We start from the raw sequence: 16,683 nt of genomic DNA, 5'->3' as shown, positions 1-16,683 counted from the left end.
CGGGCTAGTTCGTTAAACGACGATGCAAAACGAGATAGCGGTTGCGGGTGCGCTTCAGTTGATAATTACCCCAGGCAACCACGGGCTGGCGATCGTTTTGTGTATGTAGCATCTGCGCACGGATTTGTTCAAGTTGGGCGTACGATGGCATACTCGCACCTTGCTGTTGCAACCACGCACGCAGCAGCGCTCGCTGACTTGCTGCTGAATGGTTTTTCAACTTATCTACCGCTAACTCACCGCTAGCGTTAACGAAGTGTACCAGCTGCTCCGCCAAGAGCTCATCCAAAACCTGTTGTTGTTCGGCGCACAAGCGCGCACTTCGTAACACCGCATCGCCAAACTGCGGCCAGCGCTGTTCAAGTTTTGGTACCACCTCATGCCGCAAATAATTACGATCAATCGCGGTGTCGTAGTTAGTATCATCTTCGATCCAATGCAGCTGATGCTGCTCAGCGTAGCCATATATCTTGGCTTTACTCACGCCCAACAACGGCCGCAACCAGATTTGATTACTGCCTTCAAGAGCACCTGGTTTAGTGCTGTGCTGCGCCATCGCCGCCAAACCTTTTGGTCCAGCGCCACGTTTAAGCTGCAATAAGAAAGTTTCGATTTGGTCATTACGATGCTGGCCAAGAAGCAATACAGCATCCGCTTCCGCTAACTCACTTAAACGTTGATAACGGGCATTACGACCAGCAGCTTCTTTACTGATACGAGCCCCCTGCTCAACAGCAAGAACTTCAGTATGCATAGGAAACTCGCGGCGTTGACAATCGGCCACCAAACTTTGCGTCCAAGCTGCTGATTTTGGATGAAATTGATGATCAAGATGAATTGCTAAATAGTTATAATGCGGGTTTTCTGCGCGCCAGCGGTCAAGTAAATCGAGAATCGTTTGTGAGTCTGCACCGCCGCCGAGGCAAGCGATCAGTTGTTGTTGAGGGCGCAGCTCTGCCTGCTGCAGAGCTGCGCAAAATTCTGGATAAAGGTCGCGGTAGTCAGCGGTCACAAGAGCCTAACAATAACCAAATGACATCAGTTTTTGATAACGCTGCTCTAGCAATGCCGTGCGATCTAATCCTTTCAAATCACCCAAGTCATCAAGCAATCGCTGCTTCAGTCGTTGTGCCATCTGCTGCGCATCACGGTGAGCACCACCTAGAGGCTCTTCAACGATGGCATCAATAAGTCCTAATTCAAGACTGCGACCCGCTGTCACGCCCATTGCTTCTGCTGCAATCGCAGCTTTTTCAGCGCTCTTCCACAGGATCGATGCACAACCCTCAGGTGAAATCACTGAGTAAGTTGAATACTGCAACATATTCACGCGGTCACCAACACCAATCGCCAATGCACCGCCTGAACCGCCTTCGCCAATCACAGTACAAACGATAGGTACAGTTAAGCGCGCCATAACTTTCAGGTTACGAGCGATAGCCTCTGACTGCCCACGTTCTTCCGCGCCTATTCCAGGGTACGCACCAGGCGTATCAATAAAAGTAATGATCGGCATTTTAAACCGTTCTGCCAGTTCCATCAGCCGTAATGCTTTGCGATACCCTTCAGGCTTTGGCATGCCAAAATTGCGGCGAATCTTCTCCTTGGTTTCACGCCCCTTCTGATGACCAATGATCATCACCGGCTGACCATCAAGTCGTGCGGTACCACCGACGATGGCGCGATCATCAGCAAAAGCTCGGTCGCCAGCTAGTTCGTCGAAGTCGGTAAAAATATGTTCAATGTAATCGAGGGTATAGGGGCGCATCGGATGGCGCGCCATCTGTGCAACCTGCCAGGCACCGAGGTTACCAAAGATCTTTTCGATCAGTTGCTCACGCTTCTCTTGCAGCTTGGCAATCTCTTCCTCAATAGATATATCAAAATCACCCTTTGCACCGACAGCTTTTAGTTCTTCGATTTGTGCTTGCAGTTCTGCAATAGGCTTTTCGAACTCTAAAAATTGCAAATTCATTTGGACTCCCATGGGCAACATGCTTTAGTGCATGTTGCAAATCAAAATTCTAGCGCAATATGTTTAGCACCGAGCTGCTGCTCTAACTCATATAATAATTCATCTTCCGGCGTAATGTACCATTCAGTCGCCGCCTGGTAACTGGCACTGACATCGGCCCGCTGATAGTCAAAAATAAGCGGACACGCCCCACCGCGATAGACCTCAAGGGTGCTGACTAAACGTTTAAATCCGACGCCTTCAAGATGCTCTGGCCGCAAGCTCAATCGCAATCCTTTGGCATATTGCTCGCGCATTCCGGTAATCGTCATAACTTCTCTGGCGGTCATTGTATTGCCACCGGAGTAATCATCAAAGCTGACCTCTCCTTTTATGACCAAAATTCTGTCTTTTGCCAGAGAATCTTCGTAAGTTTCGTAATCTTGTGCAAAAAAGCGTACATCAAATCGTGCTGTTTTGTCATCCAAGGTAACAATTGCCCAACGTGTACCTTTTTTATTGACCATGACCCGCATATCGATAACCAACCCAGCCACCGTCGTCATCTGATCACGTCTAGTTGGTCGTACATTAGCTAAATTGCACGGCACGTAGTTACGTAATTCAGCACGATAGCGATTAATCGGATGCCCCGTTAAGTATAGCCCAAGGGTTTCGCGTTCGCCGTCGAGCCATATTGCCTCTGGCCATTCGCTGACCTGTTCAAATTCATGCTCTATCGTCTCGGTATCCGCTGCGGTGGTCAGTACCCCAAATAAATCAGACTGCCCTATAGCCTCAGCTCGCGCGTGTTGCTCAGCTTGGCGCATCGCTTTTTCTAATGTTGCCATTAAAGCTGCACGATGTGGCCCTAACGAGTCCATCGCACCCGCTCGAATGAGTTTTTCCAGTACCCGCCGATTCAATCGCTTCAGATCGACGCGACAGCAAAAATCAAATAGATCGGAAAACTTCCCGTCTTCATTTCGAGCCGCCAAAATCGCTTCGATAGGGCCTTCACCAACGCCTTTGATCGCGCCGATACCGTACACCACATGACCTTGCTCATCGACGATAAACTTGTATTGGCCAACGTTAACATCCGGTGGTAGTAGCTTAAGCCCGAGCTGATGACATTCATCCACCAGGGTAACAATTTTATCGGTGTTATCCATATCCGCCGACATCACCGCAGCCATGAATTCCGCTGGATAATGGGTTTTCATCCATAATGTTTGATACGACACCAGAGCATAAGCGGCGGAATGCGATTTGTTAAAACCATAACCCGCAAATTTCTCTACCAGGTCAAAAATTTTCATAGCCAGGTCTGGATCGATACCGCTTTTAGCTGCACCGTCCGCAAAAACTTCACGCTGTTTCGCCATTTCTTCTGGTTTTTTCTTACCCATGGCACGCCGCAACAGATCCGCCTCGCCAAGGGAATAGCCAGCCAGCACCTGCGCAATCTGCATGACCTGTTCCTGGTAAAGAATGACGCCGTAAGTCGGCTCTAAAATCGGCTCTAACCACTCATGTTGATAATCTTTATCCGGATAGGAAATTTGTTCTCGACCGTGCTTACGATCGATAAAGTTATCCACCATTCCCGATTGCAACGGGCCCGGCCGAAACAGTGCAACTAAGGCGATGATGTCTTCAAAACTGTCCGGCAACATCTTCTTAATCAGCTGCTTCATACCACTGGATTCCAGCTGAAACACTGCGGTTGTTTGGGCTTTCTTCAATAACTTAAAGCAGGCGGGATCGTCCAGCGGGATTTTCTCAATAACAATGGCATCTTCATCGCGCTTAGCACGCTGCGTGTTCACCATATCCAGCGCCCACTGAATAATAGTTAAGGTCCGCAAGCCCAAAAAGTCGAACTTAACCAGGCCTGCCGCTTCGACATCATTCTTATCGAACTGCGTAACCGGTTGTTTACCCTCTTCGTCACAATACAATGGTGAAAAATCAGTAATCTTCTCGGGAGCGATAACCACGCCACCCGCATGTTTACCGGCATTACGCGTCACCCCCTCAAGAATGCGTGCCATGTCTATAAGATCACGAACATCTTCATCTTGGTTGTAAACTTCAACCAGCCGCGGCTCAACTTCAAACGCCTTAGCAAGGGTCATGCCCGGATCACCAGGCACTAATTTGGTAATTTTATCGACAAAACCATAAGGGTGACCGAGTACCCGACCGACATCACGGATCGAGGCTTTGGCCGCCATGGTGCCGAATGTAATGATCTGCGAGACCGCTTCACGACCATAAAGGTCCGCAACATGATCGATAACTTCATCACGCCGGTCCATGCAAAAGTCGATATCAAAATCGGGCATAGAAACCCGTTCTGGATTCAGGAACCGTTCAAATAGAAGATCTAATTCAAGTGGATCCAAATCGGTAATTTTCAATGCGTAAGCAACCAACGACCCGGCACCTGATCCGCGCCCCGGACCAACGGGAATATTGTTATCTTTTGACCATTGGATGAACTCCATGACGATCAAAAAGTAGCCCGGAAATCCCATTTGATTAATTACGTCTAATTCAATCTGCAAGCGCTCATCGTATTCCTTACGTTGCGTGGCGCGGTCAGCTTCATCGGGGAACAACGCGAACAGTCGTTGTTCCAATCCCTCTTGTGACTTTTTCACCAAAAAGTCTTCCGGCGTCATACCACCGGTCGGAAATTCAGGTAATACGTACTTATCGAGAGTAATGGTGACGTTGCAACGTTTGGCAATTTCTACCGTGTTGGCCAATGCCTCAGGAATATCCGCAAACAGCTCGGCCATTTCTGCGGGGCTTTTTAAATACTGTTCAGCGCTGTATTTTTTCGGCCGCCGTTTATCATCCAGAGTGTAACTGTCAGCGACCGCCACACGCACCTCGTGAGCATGAAAATCCTCTTGCTTCAGAAACACTACTTCATTAGTCGCAACCACGGGTACGGCTTGCGCTGCCGCTAAAGCTACAGCGGCATGCAGATAATCGTCTTCCTGCGGCCGCCCCGTACGCAACAGTTCAAGGTAGAAGCGATCAGGAAAGTGTTGTTGATAAAAAGCGAGTTCTTGCTCAGCTTCAGCGGGTCGGTTTTGCAGCAATTTGCGGCCAATATCACCTTCACGTCCACCACTTAGTAACAGCAGACCCTCCGCATGTTCAGCTAACCACTTTTTGTTCACACAGGGCCGCCCCATGCGGTGTCCAGCCAAGTAACCACGACTAATTAGCTGTGTCAATTGCTGATACCCGACATTATTCATTGCCAGTGCCGTTAACCGAAAGGGGTGTTCTTTGCTGTCAGCTGTCCAGTCACATGGCAATACCCAAAGGTCGCAACCAACGATCGGCTTTAATCCCTTATTCTGGGTGGTGCGGTAAAACCGGACAAGACCACACATGTTCATCTGGTCGGTTACCGCCAACGCAGGCATCCCCTTGGCAGCGGTCGCCTCGCAAATAGGCCCAACCTTGGCCAAACCATCGATCATTGAAAAATCGCTGTGTACCCTTAAATGAATAAATTGGGGAGCTGAAGTTTGCACTGGTTCTGTCATGCGTTTTTATCATTATCTCTTAGTGTCAGATCTGCATCTATTGTGCCGCATGCGCAACGCTATGTCATGCTTCATTGTTGTTGTACTAAGCTAGTGATGATTCTTTACCGCAACTTGATTTATTGGCTAAGAAATGACCTTATAGTGACACTCAAGTTAACATTATCACGGTCTATACAGGAGCTACGTCATGTTAAACCGCTTAAATTACAATTACCTCGTTCAAGCTAGTCTCGCCGTCCTCGCACTAGTCGCTGCTAGTGCGCAAAGCCACGAAATAGAAACCATCAGTGAAGGTCATACCTTCACCGAGGGACCCTTATGGCATAACGACCAACTCTGGTTTTCCGATATTCCCAACAACACGGTTTACACTTGGTCACCAACGGGTACGGCGGAAGTTGCCATCCACCCGTCAAGCAAAGCCAACGGCTTGGCCCTTGATAGTCAACAACGGGTACTCATGGCACAACATTTTAGCCGCCGTATCGCGCGATTAAACGAAGATGGCACACAAACGGCGTTAGCAACTTCTTACCAAGGCAAACGTTTGAATAGTCCAAATGACTTAATTGTCGCCAACGATGGTTCGATCTACTTTACCGATCCACCTTTTGCTATTGAGGAAGAAGATAACGAGTTAGGTTTTGCTGGCGTATTCAAAATTAACTCCGGCGGTGACCTGGTATTACTCGACGATGACTTGGCGCTACCTAATGGCCTCGCCTTCAGCCCAGATCAGTCAACGCTGTATGTAAATGATGCTTACCAATGGGTTATTTACGCATATGATGTTACTACCTCGGGCGTCAGCAATAAACGAGTGTTTGCTAAGCTCGATGGCACCTACGACCAGGGGATGGATGGCATGAGCGTTGCCCGCGATGGTACTTTGTACGTTGCTGGTCCTGAGGGTGTCTATAGTTATACACCTAACGGCGAGCTTATAGAGCTGATTGAGTTACCGAACTTTACGTCGAACGTTACTGTGCTTGAGACCGATGACCGGGTACTTTACGTGACCAATCAGAGTGAGGTGCTTAGAATTACTCTTACCGCGAACCATTAATCAGGAACTCTCATGCGCCACTCAGTACTTCTCTCTCGACTCGCCCTGCTGCCACTCGCTCTGGTTGGCGTATTTGGCCAGGTTGCCGCAGAAGAAACCGACACCACCCTAAACGCATATGCCGCGGGCTACGTTGCCGGCTTTACCTGTAGTGCCACTTTTAACGGCACTAAAACCGCTGAACAGGTTCGTGAACATGAACTTAGCGGTATTTATCCGCTTATCGCTGATCGAGTCGCTGAAATGAGCGCCGAAATAAATCGCGAACAAAAGTGGGTCCGCGTTGCCTATGATGATGGACAACGCGCCCGTGTTTCCGTCTGGCGACCCAAGTTGGGGTGCGTCGATCTGCCAGTAGGAGCCAGTTACGCTGCGCACGGCTATTTAGCCAACCCTTTCGTAGATGCTGAACCGCCAGCCGCAGATAACGGCGAACCTTGGCAAAGTAATGCTTCACCCTTGACGAGTGAACAGCAAAGCGCTCTTGCTACGGTCGTGGCGCAAGCATTCAGTAAACACTATGGTGCCGGGGCGCGCACTTCCGCGGTAGTGATTGCAACGCCTGAGCATCTGCTCGCTGAGCGCTATTTGCGCGGCTTTACGCCTGAAACTGCACAACGCACCTGGTCAGTTGCCAAAAGTATTGGTGCCAGTGTTATTGGTGCTGCTGTGTACCAAAGGTTGCTGGAAGTCAAAGACCCTGCGGGACTTGGAAACTGGTCTCATCCGCTTGACCCACGCGGCGCAATCACTCTCGAGAACCTTCTACAGATGGCGTCTGGATTGGATAGCAATGTCGCTGGCAACCGCACCGACCGGGTCTACATGGGGGGCGGTTTAGTTAGCGATACGGCGACTGAGTCAGCCTTAGAAGTGACTCCCGGCGCACGCTGGAAGTACGCTAATAACGATACCATGCTGGCACTGCGTACCTTGCGTGAGCGCTTTGCTACCTTAGACGATTACTTACGTTTTCCATTTCGCGCGTTACTCGACAAAATAGGCATGCAGCACACCTATCTCGAGACCGATTGGCAAGGTGACTTTATTCTCTCTTCACAAGTTTGGACCACCGCTCGCGACTTAGCTCGTTTAGGTGTGCTGCACCTGAATAATGGTAAGTGGTACGACGAACAGCTATTACCAGACGATTGGCTCGACTACGTTAGCACGCCCGCTCCAGCGCAACCGTCAGCGGGTTCACCAGGTTACGGCGCCCAATGGTGGCTCTACAACGAGCGGTTCCCCGAACTACCGAACGACACCATTGCTGCACGCGGTAATCGCGGCCAGTTCCTGGTTATTATTCCAAGCCATGACCTGATTGTTGTTCGCCGTGGCTATGATCTTGCTGGACAGCCTGGATTCAACGAACACGATTTCACCCGCGATGTAATTAAGGCGTTAGCCACCACGGAACAGCAACTATGACCCAACCCTTAATCGTGTTTATTCATGGTTTTGGCTCTAACGGCTTTGGTAACAAGGCGCAAGCCATGCGCGAGTATTGCGAGCGACATAACCTCGCATTTCTCGCGCCCTCTCTTTCGCATATTCCGACCCTAGCATTACAGACCCTGGAAGAACTCATTGAACAACTTTCGCCATTAGCTTATGACCACCAGCTCTGTCTAATGGGCTCCTCATTGGGCGGGTTCTATGCTCAAGTGTTGGCACATAAATACCAACTACCCGTAGTGTTAGTTAATCCATCCATGCATGCTGGAAAATCATTGCGCCGGGCGCTGGGTACCGCCATTAATTACTTTGACGACAGTACTTATCAATGGCGGGAAAGTTATCTTTCGACGTTACAGGACGTCGAACCCGACTATCCCCTGCCTTTCACAGCTAAGCAGTGCTGGTTGCTGGTGCAGACCGATGATGAATTACTGGATTACCGTGAGGCCTTGCGCGCTTTGCCCACAGCAAAGCAAACCATTGAACAAGGCGGAGACCACGGATTTCAAGGATTTGCTGATCACATTGTCGACATCGTCGCATTTTTTCAAAACGCAATTAAGCGCGCCTAACGCTCTACAAATTCTTTACACCCCTATTCGTTGGGGGTACTATTCAACATTACGTCTACGATTAAAAACCATTATGTCTTCTCATTCGCAGCACCCACAGTACTTGTTCCGACTCACCAGTTTATTGCTGCTCGTTTTAATAGTCCCGGTTTCCGCATCTACGTTGCCAAGTTTTTTTGATTTCAGTGAAGACAACAAACGCGCCACGAAGCAGGCCACAGATGAACGTGACCCAGCACTCGAAGCACAGATGAACGCAATCTTAGACGGCGATTTCATTCCAAGCAATAACCAGGCACTCGACGAGCTATTGCGCTCAGTCGATGTCAATACCCCAATAGAGTCCTTTGTCCGAGCGCAGGGATATCACATTTTAAGTCGTGCCCTGCACGATAATTTAACCGCAGCTTTAGCGATTGCCGACGAAGTTGAACAAATTGCCGAAGCTTCTGGCAACCTCAACGCGATAACCGAAATCAAAGTCGTCATTGCTGAGGCTTATGTCGCCAATGACCAGTACGACCAAGCGAACGCACTCATCGACACGATATTAGAGTTGTTGCCTGCGGTAACCAATATACGTGTCAGATATCACGCCAATCACCTCATTGCGCGCACCTTACAAAACGTTAATAAAACCTCCGATGCGTTAGAATACTTATTAGCCGCACAGGCTCTTGTACCGCTAACCGAAGAGCAAGGACAACAACGGCGCCGGCAGTTTCTTAACCTCCATCTTGCAAAAATTCAGGCGAATTTGGGCCGTTGGAGTGCCTCAGCCGAGACCGCAGAGGCCGCAATTAAAGAGGCCCAGCGCACTCAAATTAAGCCGCACTTGGCTGAATTATATTTGATCCGAGCTTATTCAAAGCAACATCTGGACGGCCCCTCAGACACCCAAGTGCAAGCTTTTCTCGAGACTGCAAAAATCGCCCGTGAAATGGATAATCCGCGGGTAGAAATGTTGGCCTACAACAATGCGGGTGCCGCAAAATTGTTAATGAATGAACTTGACGAAGCGACTCAATACCTTAAACGTGGGGTCGAAATTGCTAATCAAATTGGTAATGTCAATGAACGCTCCGTCACCGAGTTCAACTTAGGCTACATTAAAGTCCTGCAAGGCCAGCACGATGCAGGTATTGCAGAAATGCTAGCGGCGGCTGACGTATTTAACAGTTTTGCACTTAAACGAGAACAAGCCATTTTGTTGACCCACATCGCCCGGGCGTATGAAATTGCCGGCCGGTATCAACAACAAGCTGAAACCCTAAAACAGCAAGCGCAACTGCGCGCCGAAGTCGCAGAGACCCAACGCGAACAACAAATCAATGAGTTACAAGTTCGCTATAATGCCGCAGAGAAGTCTTACGAAATAAAGCTACTTGAGCAACAGGCCGAGCTGCAACGTCAACAACTGGCTAGTCAGCAGCGCAACCAAGATTTTGTGCTTTTGGCAAGCGCATTCATGCTGGTACTGTTGGTGCTATTTGCTATTAGTTACCGAAAAACGCGCAAGCTTAACTTGTTGCTCAATAAAGCTAACGATGAGTTACAAGAGCAGTCGTTACGTGATCCCCTCACTGGGCTGTATAACCGCCGCGCAATATACGATCGCTTATTGCGTGACGATCATCGCATTTATACCGGGAATCATGCCGTGTTTATTCTCGATATCGACTTTTTCAAAGCCATCAACGATAAACATGGCCACCCCGTCGGCGACGAAGTGTTGATTGAGTTTGGGCGGCGCATAAAACATACATTACGCAGTACCGACATGGCCATTCGCTGGGGCGGCGAGGAATTCTTACTCATTCTTGAACACGTCCAGACCGAACAGATGTTGCAGGTTGCACAAAAACTATTAACTGATATTGGCGATAAGTCATTTCACACCAATGCCGGACGCCTACATATCACCCTTAGTGGGGGGTGTACCGTCATCAATAGCACCGAAAAACAAGCACCGCCGGATTGGGAAGCAACTGTTCGTCTGGTCGACGAGTTACTTTATGAGGCAAAGCATGAAGGGCGTAATCGCATCCGCTATCAACTTACTGAAGGCGTTCGCGAAACCATTTCTTTGCGCCGATAAAAAAGCCGCAATGGGTGCAACATTGCGGCTTTCAACTTTATTTCCGTGTGCGTGCTTAACCGTTAAAGGTTCGCCAATGCCTCGTTCAACGTCGCTGACGGACGCATCGCTGCAGAGACCAGCTCAGTATCTGGCTGAAAATACCCGCCAATTTCTACGCTATTACCATGCACACCGTTAAGCTCTTCAATGATTTTCGCTTCATTCTCACTCATGAAACTTGCCAACTTATTCATACGCGCTGCCAAATCAGTATCTTCTGATTGTGCAGCCAAGGCTTCAGCCCAGTACATGCCTAAGTAGAAATGGCTACCTCGGTTATCGATTTGTCCCAGCTTACGTGCCGGTGACTTGTCGTTTTCCAGGAACTTGGCTGTGGCTTTATCTAACGCATCTGCAAGAATCTGCGCACGCTGATTGTCGGTACGCTGTGCCAGGTGCTCAAGTGATGCCGCCAACGCCAGGAACTCACCAAGTGAATCCCAGCGCAGGTAGTTCTCTTGGACAAACTGTTGCACATGCTTCGGTGCGGAACCACCGGCACCCGTTTCAAACAAACCACCACCATTCATCAAAGGCACGATGGATAACATTTTCGCCGACGTACCCAATTCAAGAATTGGGAACAAGTCCGTAAGGTAGTCACGTAGCACGTTGCCGGTAACAGAAATCGTGTCCTTACCTGCTTTCATACGCTGCAAGGTATGACGCGTCGCCTCCACGGGAGCCATTATTTGCAGGTCAAGACCGTCAGTATCGTGATCTTGCAAATAGGTGTTCACCTTGTTAATTAATTCAGCATCGTGGGCACGGTTTGCGTCTAACCAGAACACCGCAGGCATACCGCTTAAACGTGAACGATTGACCGCTAATTTAACCCAGTCACGAATAGGTGCGTCTTTCACCTGACACATACGCCAGATATCGCCTTTCGCTACATCATGGGCAAAAATTTCGTCCCCAGCTTTATTCAATACCTTAACGGTACCGGCCGTTGGGATCTCGAAAGTTTTATCATGAGAGCCATATTCTTCAGCTTTTTGCGCCATCAGACCAACGTTTGGACATGTACCCATAGTAGATGGATCAAATGCGCCGTTTTCACGACAGAAGGTGATAGTTTCTTCGTACACACCTGCATAACTGCGGTCAGGGATCATCGCACGAGTGTCCTGACGTTCATCATTTTTATTCCACATTTTACCCGAGTCACGAATCATCGCTGGCATTGAAGCATCGATAATCACATCACTTGGCACGTGCAAGTTGGTGATACCTTTGTGTGAATTGACCATGGCCAAATCAGGTTGCTCGTCGTAGACCGATTGAATGTCAGCTTCTACTTGCGCGCGCTTGTCCTCGGGCAGTTCGAGCAGTTTTGCCAGTACATCACCAAAACCATTGGTAGCGTCGACCCCCATTTCATCAAACAAATCTGCGTACTTATCGAATACTGGTTTAAAATAAACTCTAACGGCATGACCGAACATGATTGGATCAGAGACTTTCATCATGGTTGCTTTTAAGTGTAATGACAGCAGTACGCCTTCTTCTTGCGCTTTCACTGTTTCGCGCGCGAAGAATTCTTGCAGCTTTGCAACGTCCATTCGGGCCGCGTCGACAACTTCACCAGCGAGTACCTTCACCGACTCTTTCAGCACTGTTTGTCCTGCTGCGGTGTCGAGCACAATTTTCAAATCGTCAGCTGCGTCGAAGGTGGTCGACTGTTCGCTACCATAAAAATCGCCGTCATCCATGTGCGCCACGCGGGTTTTCGAGTCTTTGCTCCAGGCACCCATACTATGCGGATGCTTTTTCGCATAGTTTTTCACTGATGGCGGTGCGCGACGGTCTGAATTACCTTCACGCAATACTGGGTTAACCGCAGAACCCTTAACTTTGTCATAACGCGATTGAATTTCACGCTCTTCGTCAGATGCTGGCTCAAACGGATAATCAGGAAGTTTATAACCTTGACTCTGTAGCTCTTTAATACAAGCAACAAGCTGTGGAATTGAGGCACTGATATTCGGTAACTTAATAATATTTGCTTCTGGTGTCTTGGCCAGCTCGCCAAGTTCAGCAAGGGCATTGTTAATCCGCTGCTCTTCCGTTAAATATTCCGGAAACAATGCAATAACACGACCAGCTAAAGAGATGTCACGGGTTTCAACCGATACGCCTGCGGCTTCAGTAAACGCCCGAATAATTGGCAACAATGAGTACGTCGCTAAGCGCGGCGCTTCGTCAGTTTCCGTATAAATAATCTTTGAACTATCAATCGCCATTGTCATTCCTTACTAGGTTCGGAAAGGATTAGAAAGTGCCGCGAAGTATAGCAAGTATGGGCAATATAGACCACTAAGCGATAGTTGAATTTCACTATTCACAGTGTTTATTAAGGCAGCGTAAAATTGACAATTCTCACTCAGTAAACTAGGAGTAAAGGGCTAAATAACGAATAACCATAACAATAAACAAGGAGATGAGCATGACTCTACGCTGGATAAAAGTCTTGTTGGTACTTAGCATGGGCCTGATGTGCCTGTTTTACGCCCTACAAAACATGGCCAATCTTGATCCGGTTTATTATTTTGTAGGTTCGGTACTCACTATGGCTGACCATGAGTACTACCCCAACACTTTCGCCTTTGCGATTAACAATGAATCGCTTATTCAAATAGCCTCATGGATCATTATATTGCTGGAAACGCTTGCCGGATTGCTATTTTTGTTTGCCACCTGGCAACTGATACAGCAGCGCAATGCCCCAGCAGAAATTTTCCAGAAAGCGAAATCGATGACGCTTATTGCTGCAGGTGTCGCCACTTTAGTATGGTTTGGCTTGTTTCAAACGTTAGGTGGGGCCTTCTTCCAAATGTGGCAAACACCGATCGGTGACAGCTCTTTCAAAGGCTCCTTTATCTATTTCGCCTCAATTTTACTTGTCACGTTTTTCGTTAATCTCAGAGAAGACTAAAAAAAAGGCAGGCACTGCGGTGTCTGCCTCTCTGACTCCCCTCTTGCACACAAAAACTATTGCACGCTGGTAATACCCGGCTTAATGCCCGGATTAATACAGCGTAAAAACGATCAGCCTATCAGGCGCAGCGTTTTATCCGTCGCGCTAAAATTGACAACGCTCACTCGGCAAACTAGGACTAGAAACGATTCACGATAATAAAAACCGAGGAGATGAAGATGACACTACGCTGGATTAAAGTTCTTTTGGTACTCAGTATGAGCCTGATGTGCCTGTTTTTTGCTCTACAAAACTTAGCCAACCTTGATGCGGTCATGCATACTGTTAGCTCCGTACTCACTATGACTGGCCACGAGTATTACCCCAACACTTTCGCCTTTGCGATTAACAATGAATGGCTTATTCAACTGGCAGCATGGTCCATTATACTGCTCGAGTTGCTTGCCGGACTACTGTTTCTATTTGCCACCTGGCAACTCATACAGCAACGCAATGCGCCCGCTCAAATTTTCCAGAAAGCAAAATCTATGACCTTCATCGCCGCAGGTGTGGCCACCTTAGTATGGTTCGGACTCTTTTTCACCCTAGGTGGTGCTTTCTTCCAAATGTGGCAAACGCCGTTGGGTGATGGTGCCCTAAACGATTCCTTTTCTGCCTTCGCATCCATTTTACTTGTCACCTTCTTCGTTAAACAAAAAGAAGATTAAAAAAAAGGCAGACACCGATGTGTCTGCCTTCTGTTATCAACTTACTAAAGCTTAGTCGATTTTCGGTGCAGTTAAACCGCGGCGCTCAAGTAATGCGTCAACCGTTGGCTTCTGACCACGGAAGTCGATGTACTGTTGCATCGGATCTTTGCTGTTACCTTTGGACAAGATAGCATCACGGAATGCCTGACCATTTTCTAAGGTCAAACCACCATTTTCCTGTACATATTTAAACGCATCTGCGGCAAGAACTTCTGACCACATGTACGCGTAGTAACCTGCAGAGTAACCGCCCGCGAATACGTGTGCGAAGAAGGTTGAACGATAGCGTGGTGGCACCGCGTCAACGTCTACACCGTTGCGAACCAACGCAGCTTGCTCAAATTCAGAGACATCTTCGATGCTCGCAGCTGCTTCAGGCGTTAGTGTGTGGTATTCAAGATCTAGTAATGCCGCGGCAATGTATTCAAGGGTGTCGTAACCCATGTTGAAGTTTTTCGCTGCCATCACTTTATCGAGCAATTGTTGTGGAATTTGCTCACCTGTCTCATAGTGCTTGGCCATATTAGCGATAACTTTCGGATTCAACGTCCAATCTTCCTGGAAGGTCGACGGGAATTCTACATAGTCACGCGATACTGAAGTGCCAGCCAGTGACGGATACATAACGTCAGAGAACATACCGTGTAAAGCATGGCCCATTTCATGGAACATGGTGCTTACTTCATCAAAGCTCAGCAACGTCGGATCGCCGTCCGCAGCTTTAGTAATGTTCATGTTGTTCAAAATAACCGGTTTGGTATTCATCAAGTGTGATTGTGACACGAATGAACTCATCCACGCACCGCCACGCTTGCCTTCACGGGTAAACCAATCACCGTAAAACAAACCTAAGCTCTCACCATCAACGTCTTTTACTTCATAAACAACAATGTTGTCAGCGTAGGTCGGAATGTCATCACGTTTTTCGAAGGTGATACCAAAAAGTTGATTCATCGCGTAGAACACGCCGTCTTCAACCACTCGGTTAAATTCAAAATACTGCTTCACTTCGTTCGAGTCTAAAGCATACTTCTCAGCACGAACTTTCTCTGCATAGTACGCCCAATCCCAGGGCTGTACTTCGAAGTCACCACCACCGGCATTGATAACTTCTTGAATCGCTGCCATTTCGCCTTCAACATTGCTGACTACAGCAGGAACTAAATCACGTAACATTTGTTGCGCGGCTTCAGGCGCTGATGCCATGCTTTGTTCCAGTACATAAGCCCCCCAGTTTTCATAACCTAGTAACTGAGCTTTTTCAGCGCGTAATTCAGAAAGTTTTTGAACCAATGGACGGTTATCGGTAGCGGTATTTCCGGTACCGCGTAAGGCTGATGCCTTCCAGATCTTTTCACGAAGCTCACGATTTTCCAAAGCTGATAAGATCGGTTGACGGGTGGTATTAGTCACTGTAATCACGTACTTACCTGACATGTCTTTATTTTCGGCTGCTTGAGCTAAATTCGCAATTTGCGCTTCGCTCAAACCAGCGAGTTGTGCTTTATCGTCAACTACAACCATGTTTTCATCAACTAAGGTCATTAGGTTATTACGGAATTCAGTGGTGACAGATGACATTTCTGAGTTGATTTCACGAATGCGGGTTTTTTGTTCTTCGTTTAACTCTGCGCCAGCACGAACAAAACCTTTGTAAGTGTCTTCAACCAAGCGTAACGCTTCGCCTTCAAATTGATCGCGAGTTTCGTAGATCGCTTTCACCCGCGCAAACAACTCTGGATTAAGGTTGATGTTGTCACTATGGGCCGCAAACTTAGGTGCCATTTTAACTTGCAAGGCACGGAAGTCATCATTCCCGGCAGAACCAGCTAGGTTACCAAATACCGCAGCAACACGACTGAGTAACTGACCTGACTTCTCCATCGCTACGATAGTATTTTCGAAAGAGGCCGGTTCAGAATTCGTCGCGATCGCGTCGATTTCTTTGGCGTGCTCTTCCATGCCAGCGAGTAGCGCTGGCTCATAATGAGCGAATTTAATTTTGGTGAAATCTGGAGCAGAAAACGGCAATGTGCTCTCTGCATGAAATGGATTGCTTTGATTAAACTCGGTCGCTGCTTGTTGAGTTTGTTCTGCTGTTTGTTCAGTTGTTTGTGCCGCTTCTTGGTCGGTACACGCAGCAACTGTGAGTGCTGCGCCGATAGCTACGGCAATGATGCTCTTACGCATTGGAGGATCTCCCTGTGTGTTCGTTGATCTCT

At 48.2% G+C, this 16,683-nt stretch carries 11 protein-coding genes; 6 read left to right on the top strand and 5 right to left on the bottom strand.

Annotated elements, in window-relative coordinates; translation table 11 throughout:
- Positions 1-4: 4 nt before the first annotated feature.
- Genes tilS through dnaE form a run of 3 tightly spaced genes read right to left on the bottom strand, consistent with a single transcriptional unit; the run spans position 5 to position 5,529 of the window.
- Positions 5-1,012 (bottom strand): tRNA lysidine(34) synthetase TilS, encoded by a 1,008-nt coding sequence (gene tilS / locus ACQ5ES_RS00775; RefSeq protein ID WP_445014057.1) that lies wholly within the window; start codon positions 1,010-1,012, stop codon positions 5-7.
- Positions 1,013-1,018: 6 nt separating this feature from the next.
- The gene (accA, locus tag ACQ5ES_RS00770; protein ID WP_445014056.1) at positions 1,019-1,975 is read right to left on the bottom strand and encodes an acetyl-CoA carboxylase carboxyl transferase subunit alpha; all 957 of its coding nucleotides are present in this window, start codon (positions 1,973-1,975) and stop codon (positions 1,019-1,021) included.
- A gap of 41 nt (positions 1,976-2,016) precedes the next feature.
- Positions 2,017-5,529, bottom strand: coding sequence for a DNA polymerase III subunit alpha (dnaE, locus tag ACQ5ES_RS00765; RefSeq protein WP_445014055.1), 3,513 nt, complete (start codon positions 5,527-5,529; stop codon positions 2,017-2,019).
- Between the two features lie 190 nt (positions 5,530-5,719).
- On the opposite strand from dnaE, the gene ACQ5ES_RS00760 reads away from it, so the two are divergent.
- From ACQ5ES_RS00760 to ACQ5ES_RS00745, 4 genes are all read left to right on the top strand, one after another.
- A complete protein-coding gene (locus tag ACQ5ES_RS00760; protein ID WP_445014054.1) occupies positions 5,720-6,598 on the top strand; it encodes an SMP-30/gluconolactonase/LRE family protein in 879 nt (292 codons plus the stop codon).
- A gap of 12 nt (positions 6,599-6,610) precedes the next feature.
- Complete coding sequence (locus ACQ5ES_RS00755) at positions 6,611-8,029, top strand: serine hydrolase domain-containing protein (RefSeq protein WP_445014053.1); 1,419 nt, start codon at positions 6,611-6,613, stop codon at positions 8,027-8,029.
- Positions 8,026-8,631: a YqiA/YcfP family alpha/beta fold hydrolase gene (locus ACQ5ES_RS00750; protein WP_445014052.1), complete on the top strand. Its 606-nt coding sequence runs from the start codon at positions 8,026-8,028 to the stop codon at positions 8,629-8,631. Before ACQ5ES_RS00755 ends, ACQ5ES_RS00750 begins: the two co-directional genes overlap by 4 nt.
- Before the next feature lie 73 nt (positions 8,632-8,704).
- A complete protein-coding gene (locus tag ACQ5ES_RS00745) occupies positions 8,705-10,729 on the top strand; it encodes a tetratricopeptide repeat-containing diguanylate cyclase (RefSeq protein ID WP_445014051.1) in 2,025 nt (674 codons plus the stop codon).
- A 62-nt stretch (positions 10,730-10,791) separates the two neighbouring features.
- Here ACQ5ES_RS00745 and ACQ5ES_RS00740 read toward each other — a convergent pair whose 3' ends face one another.
- Complete coding sequence (locus ACQ5ES_RS00740) at positions 10,792-13,017, bottom strand: NADP-dependent isocitrate dehydrogenase (protein WP_445014050.1); 2,226 nt, start codon at positions 13,015-13,017, stop codon at positions 10,792-10,794.
- Between the two features lie 203 nt (positions 13,018-13,220).
- On the opposite strand from ACQ5ES_RS00740, the gene ACQ5ES_RS00735 reads away from it, so the two are divergent.
- Positions 13,221-13,709: a DUF2165 family protein gene (locus ACQ5ES_RS00735; RefSeq protein WP_445014049.1), complete on the top strand. Its 489-nt coding sequence runs from the start codon at positions 13,221-13,223 to the stop codon at positions 13,707-13,709.
- A gap of 221 nt (positions 13,710-13,930) precedes the next feature.
- Complete coding sequence (locus ACQ5ES_RS00730) at positions 13,931-14,419, top strand: DUF2165 family protein (protein WP_445014048.1); 489 nt, start codon at positions 13,931-13,933, stop codon at positions 14,417-14,419.
- A gap of 51 nt (positions 14,420-14,470) precedes the next feature.
- Here ACQ5ES_RS00730 and ACQ5ES_RS00725 read toward each other — a convergent pair whose 3' ends face one another.
- Positions 14,471-16,651, bottom strand: coding sequence for a M3 family metallopeptidase (locus ACQ5ES_RS00725; protein ID WP_445014047.1), 2,181 nt, complete (start codon positions 16,649-16,651; stop codon positions 14,471-14,473).
- Positions 16,652-16,683 lie beyond the last annotated feature (32 nt).

It is taken from the genome of Pseudidiomarina xizangensis (genome assembly GCF_052541995.1).
Note: the sequence above shows the minus strand (reverse complement) of the source record. Positions and strands in the feature narration are given on the sequence as shown.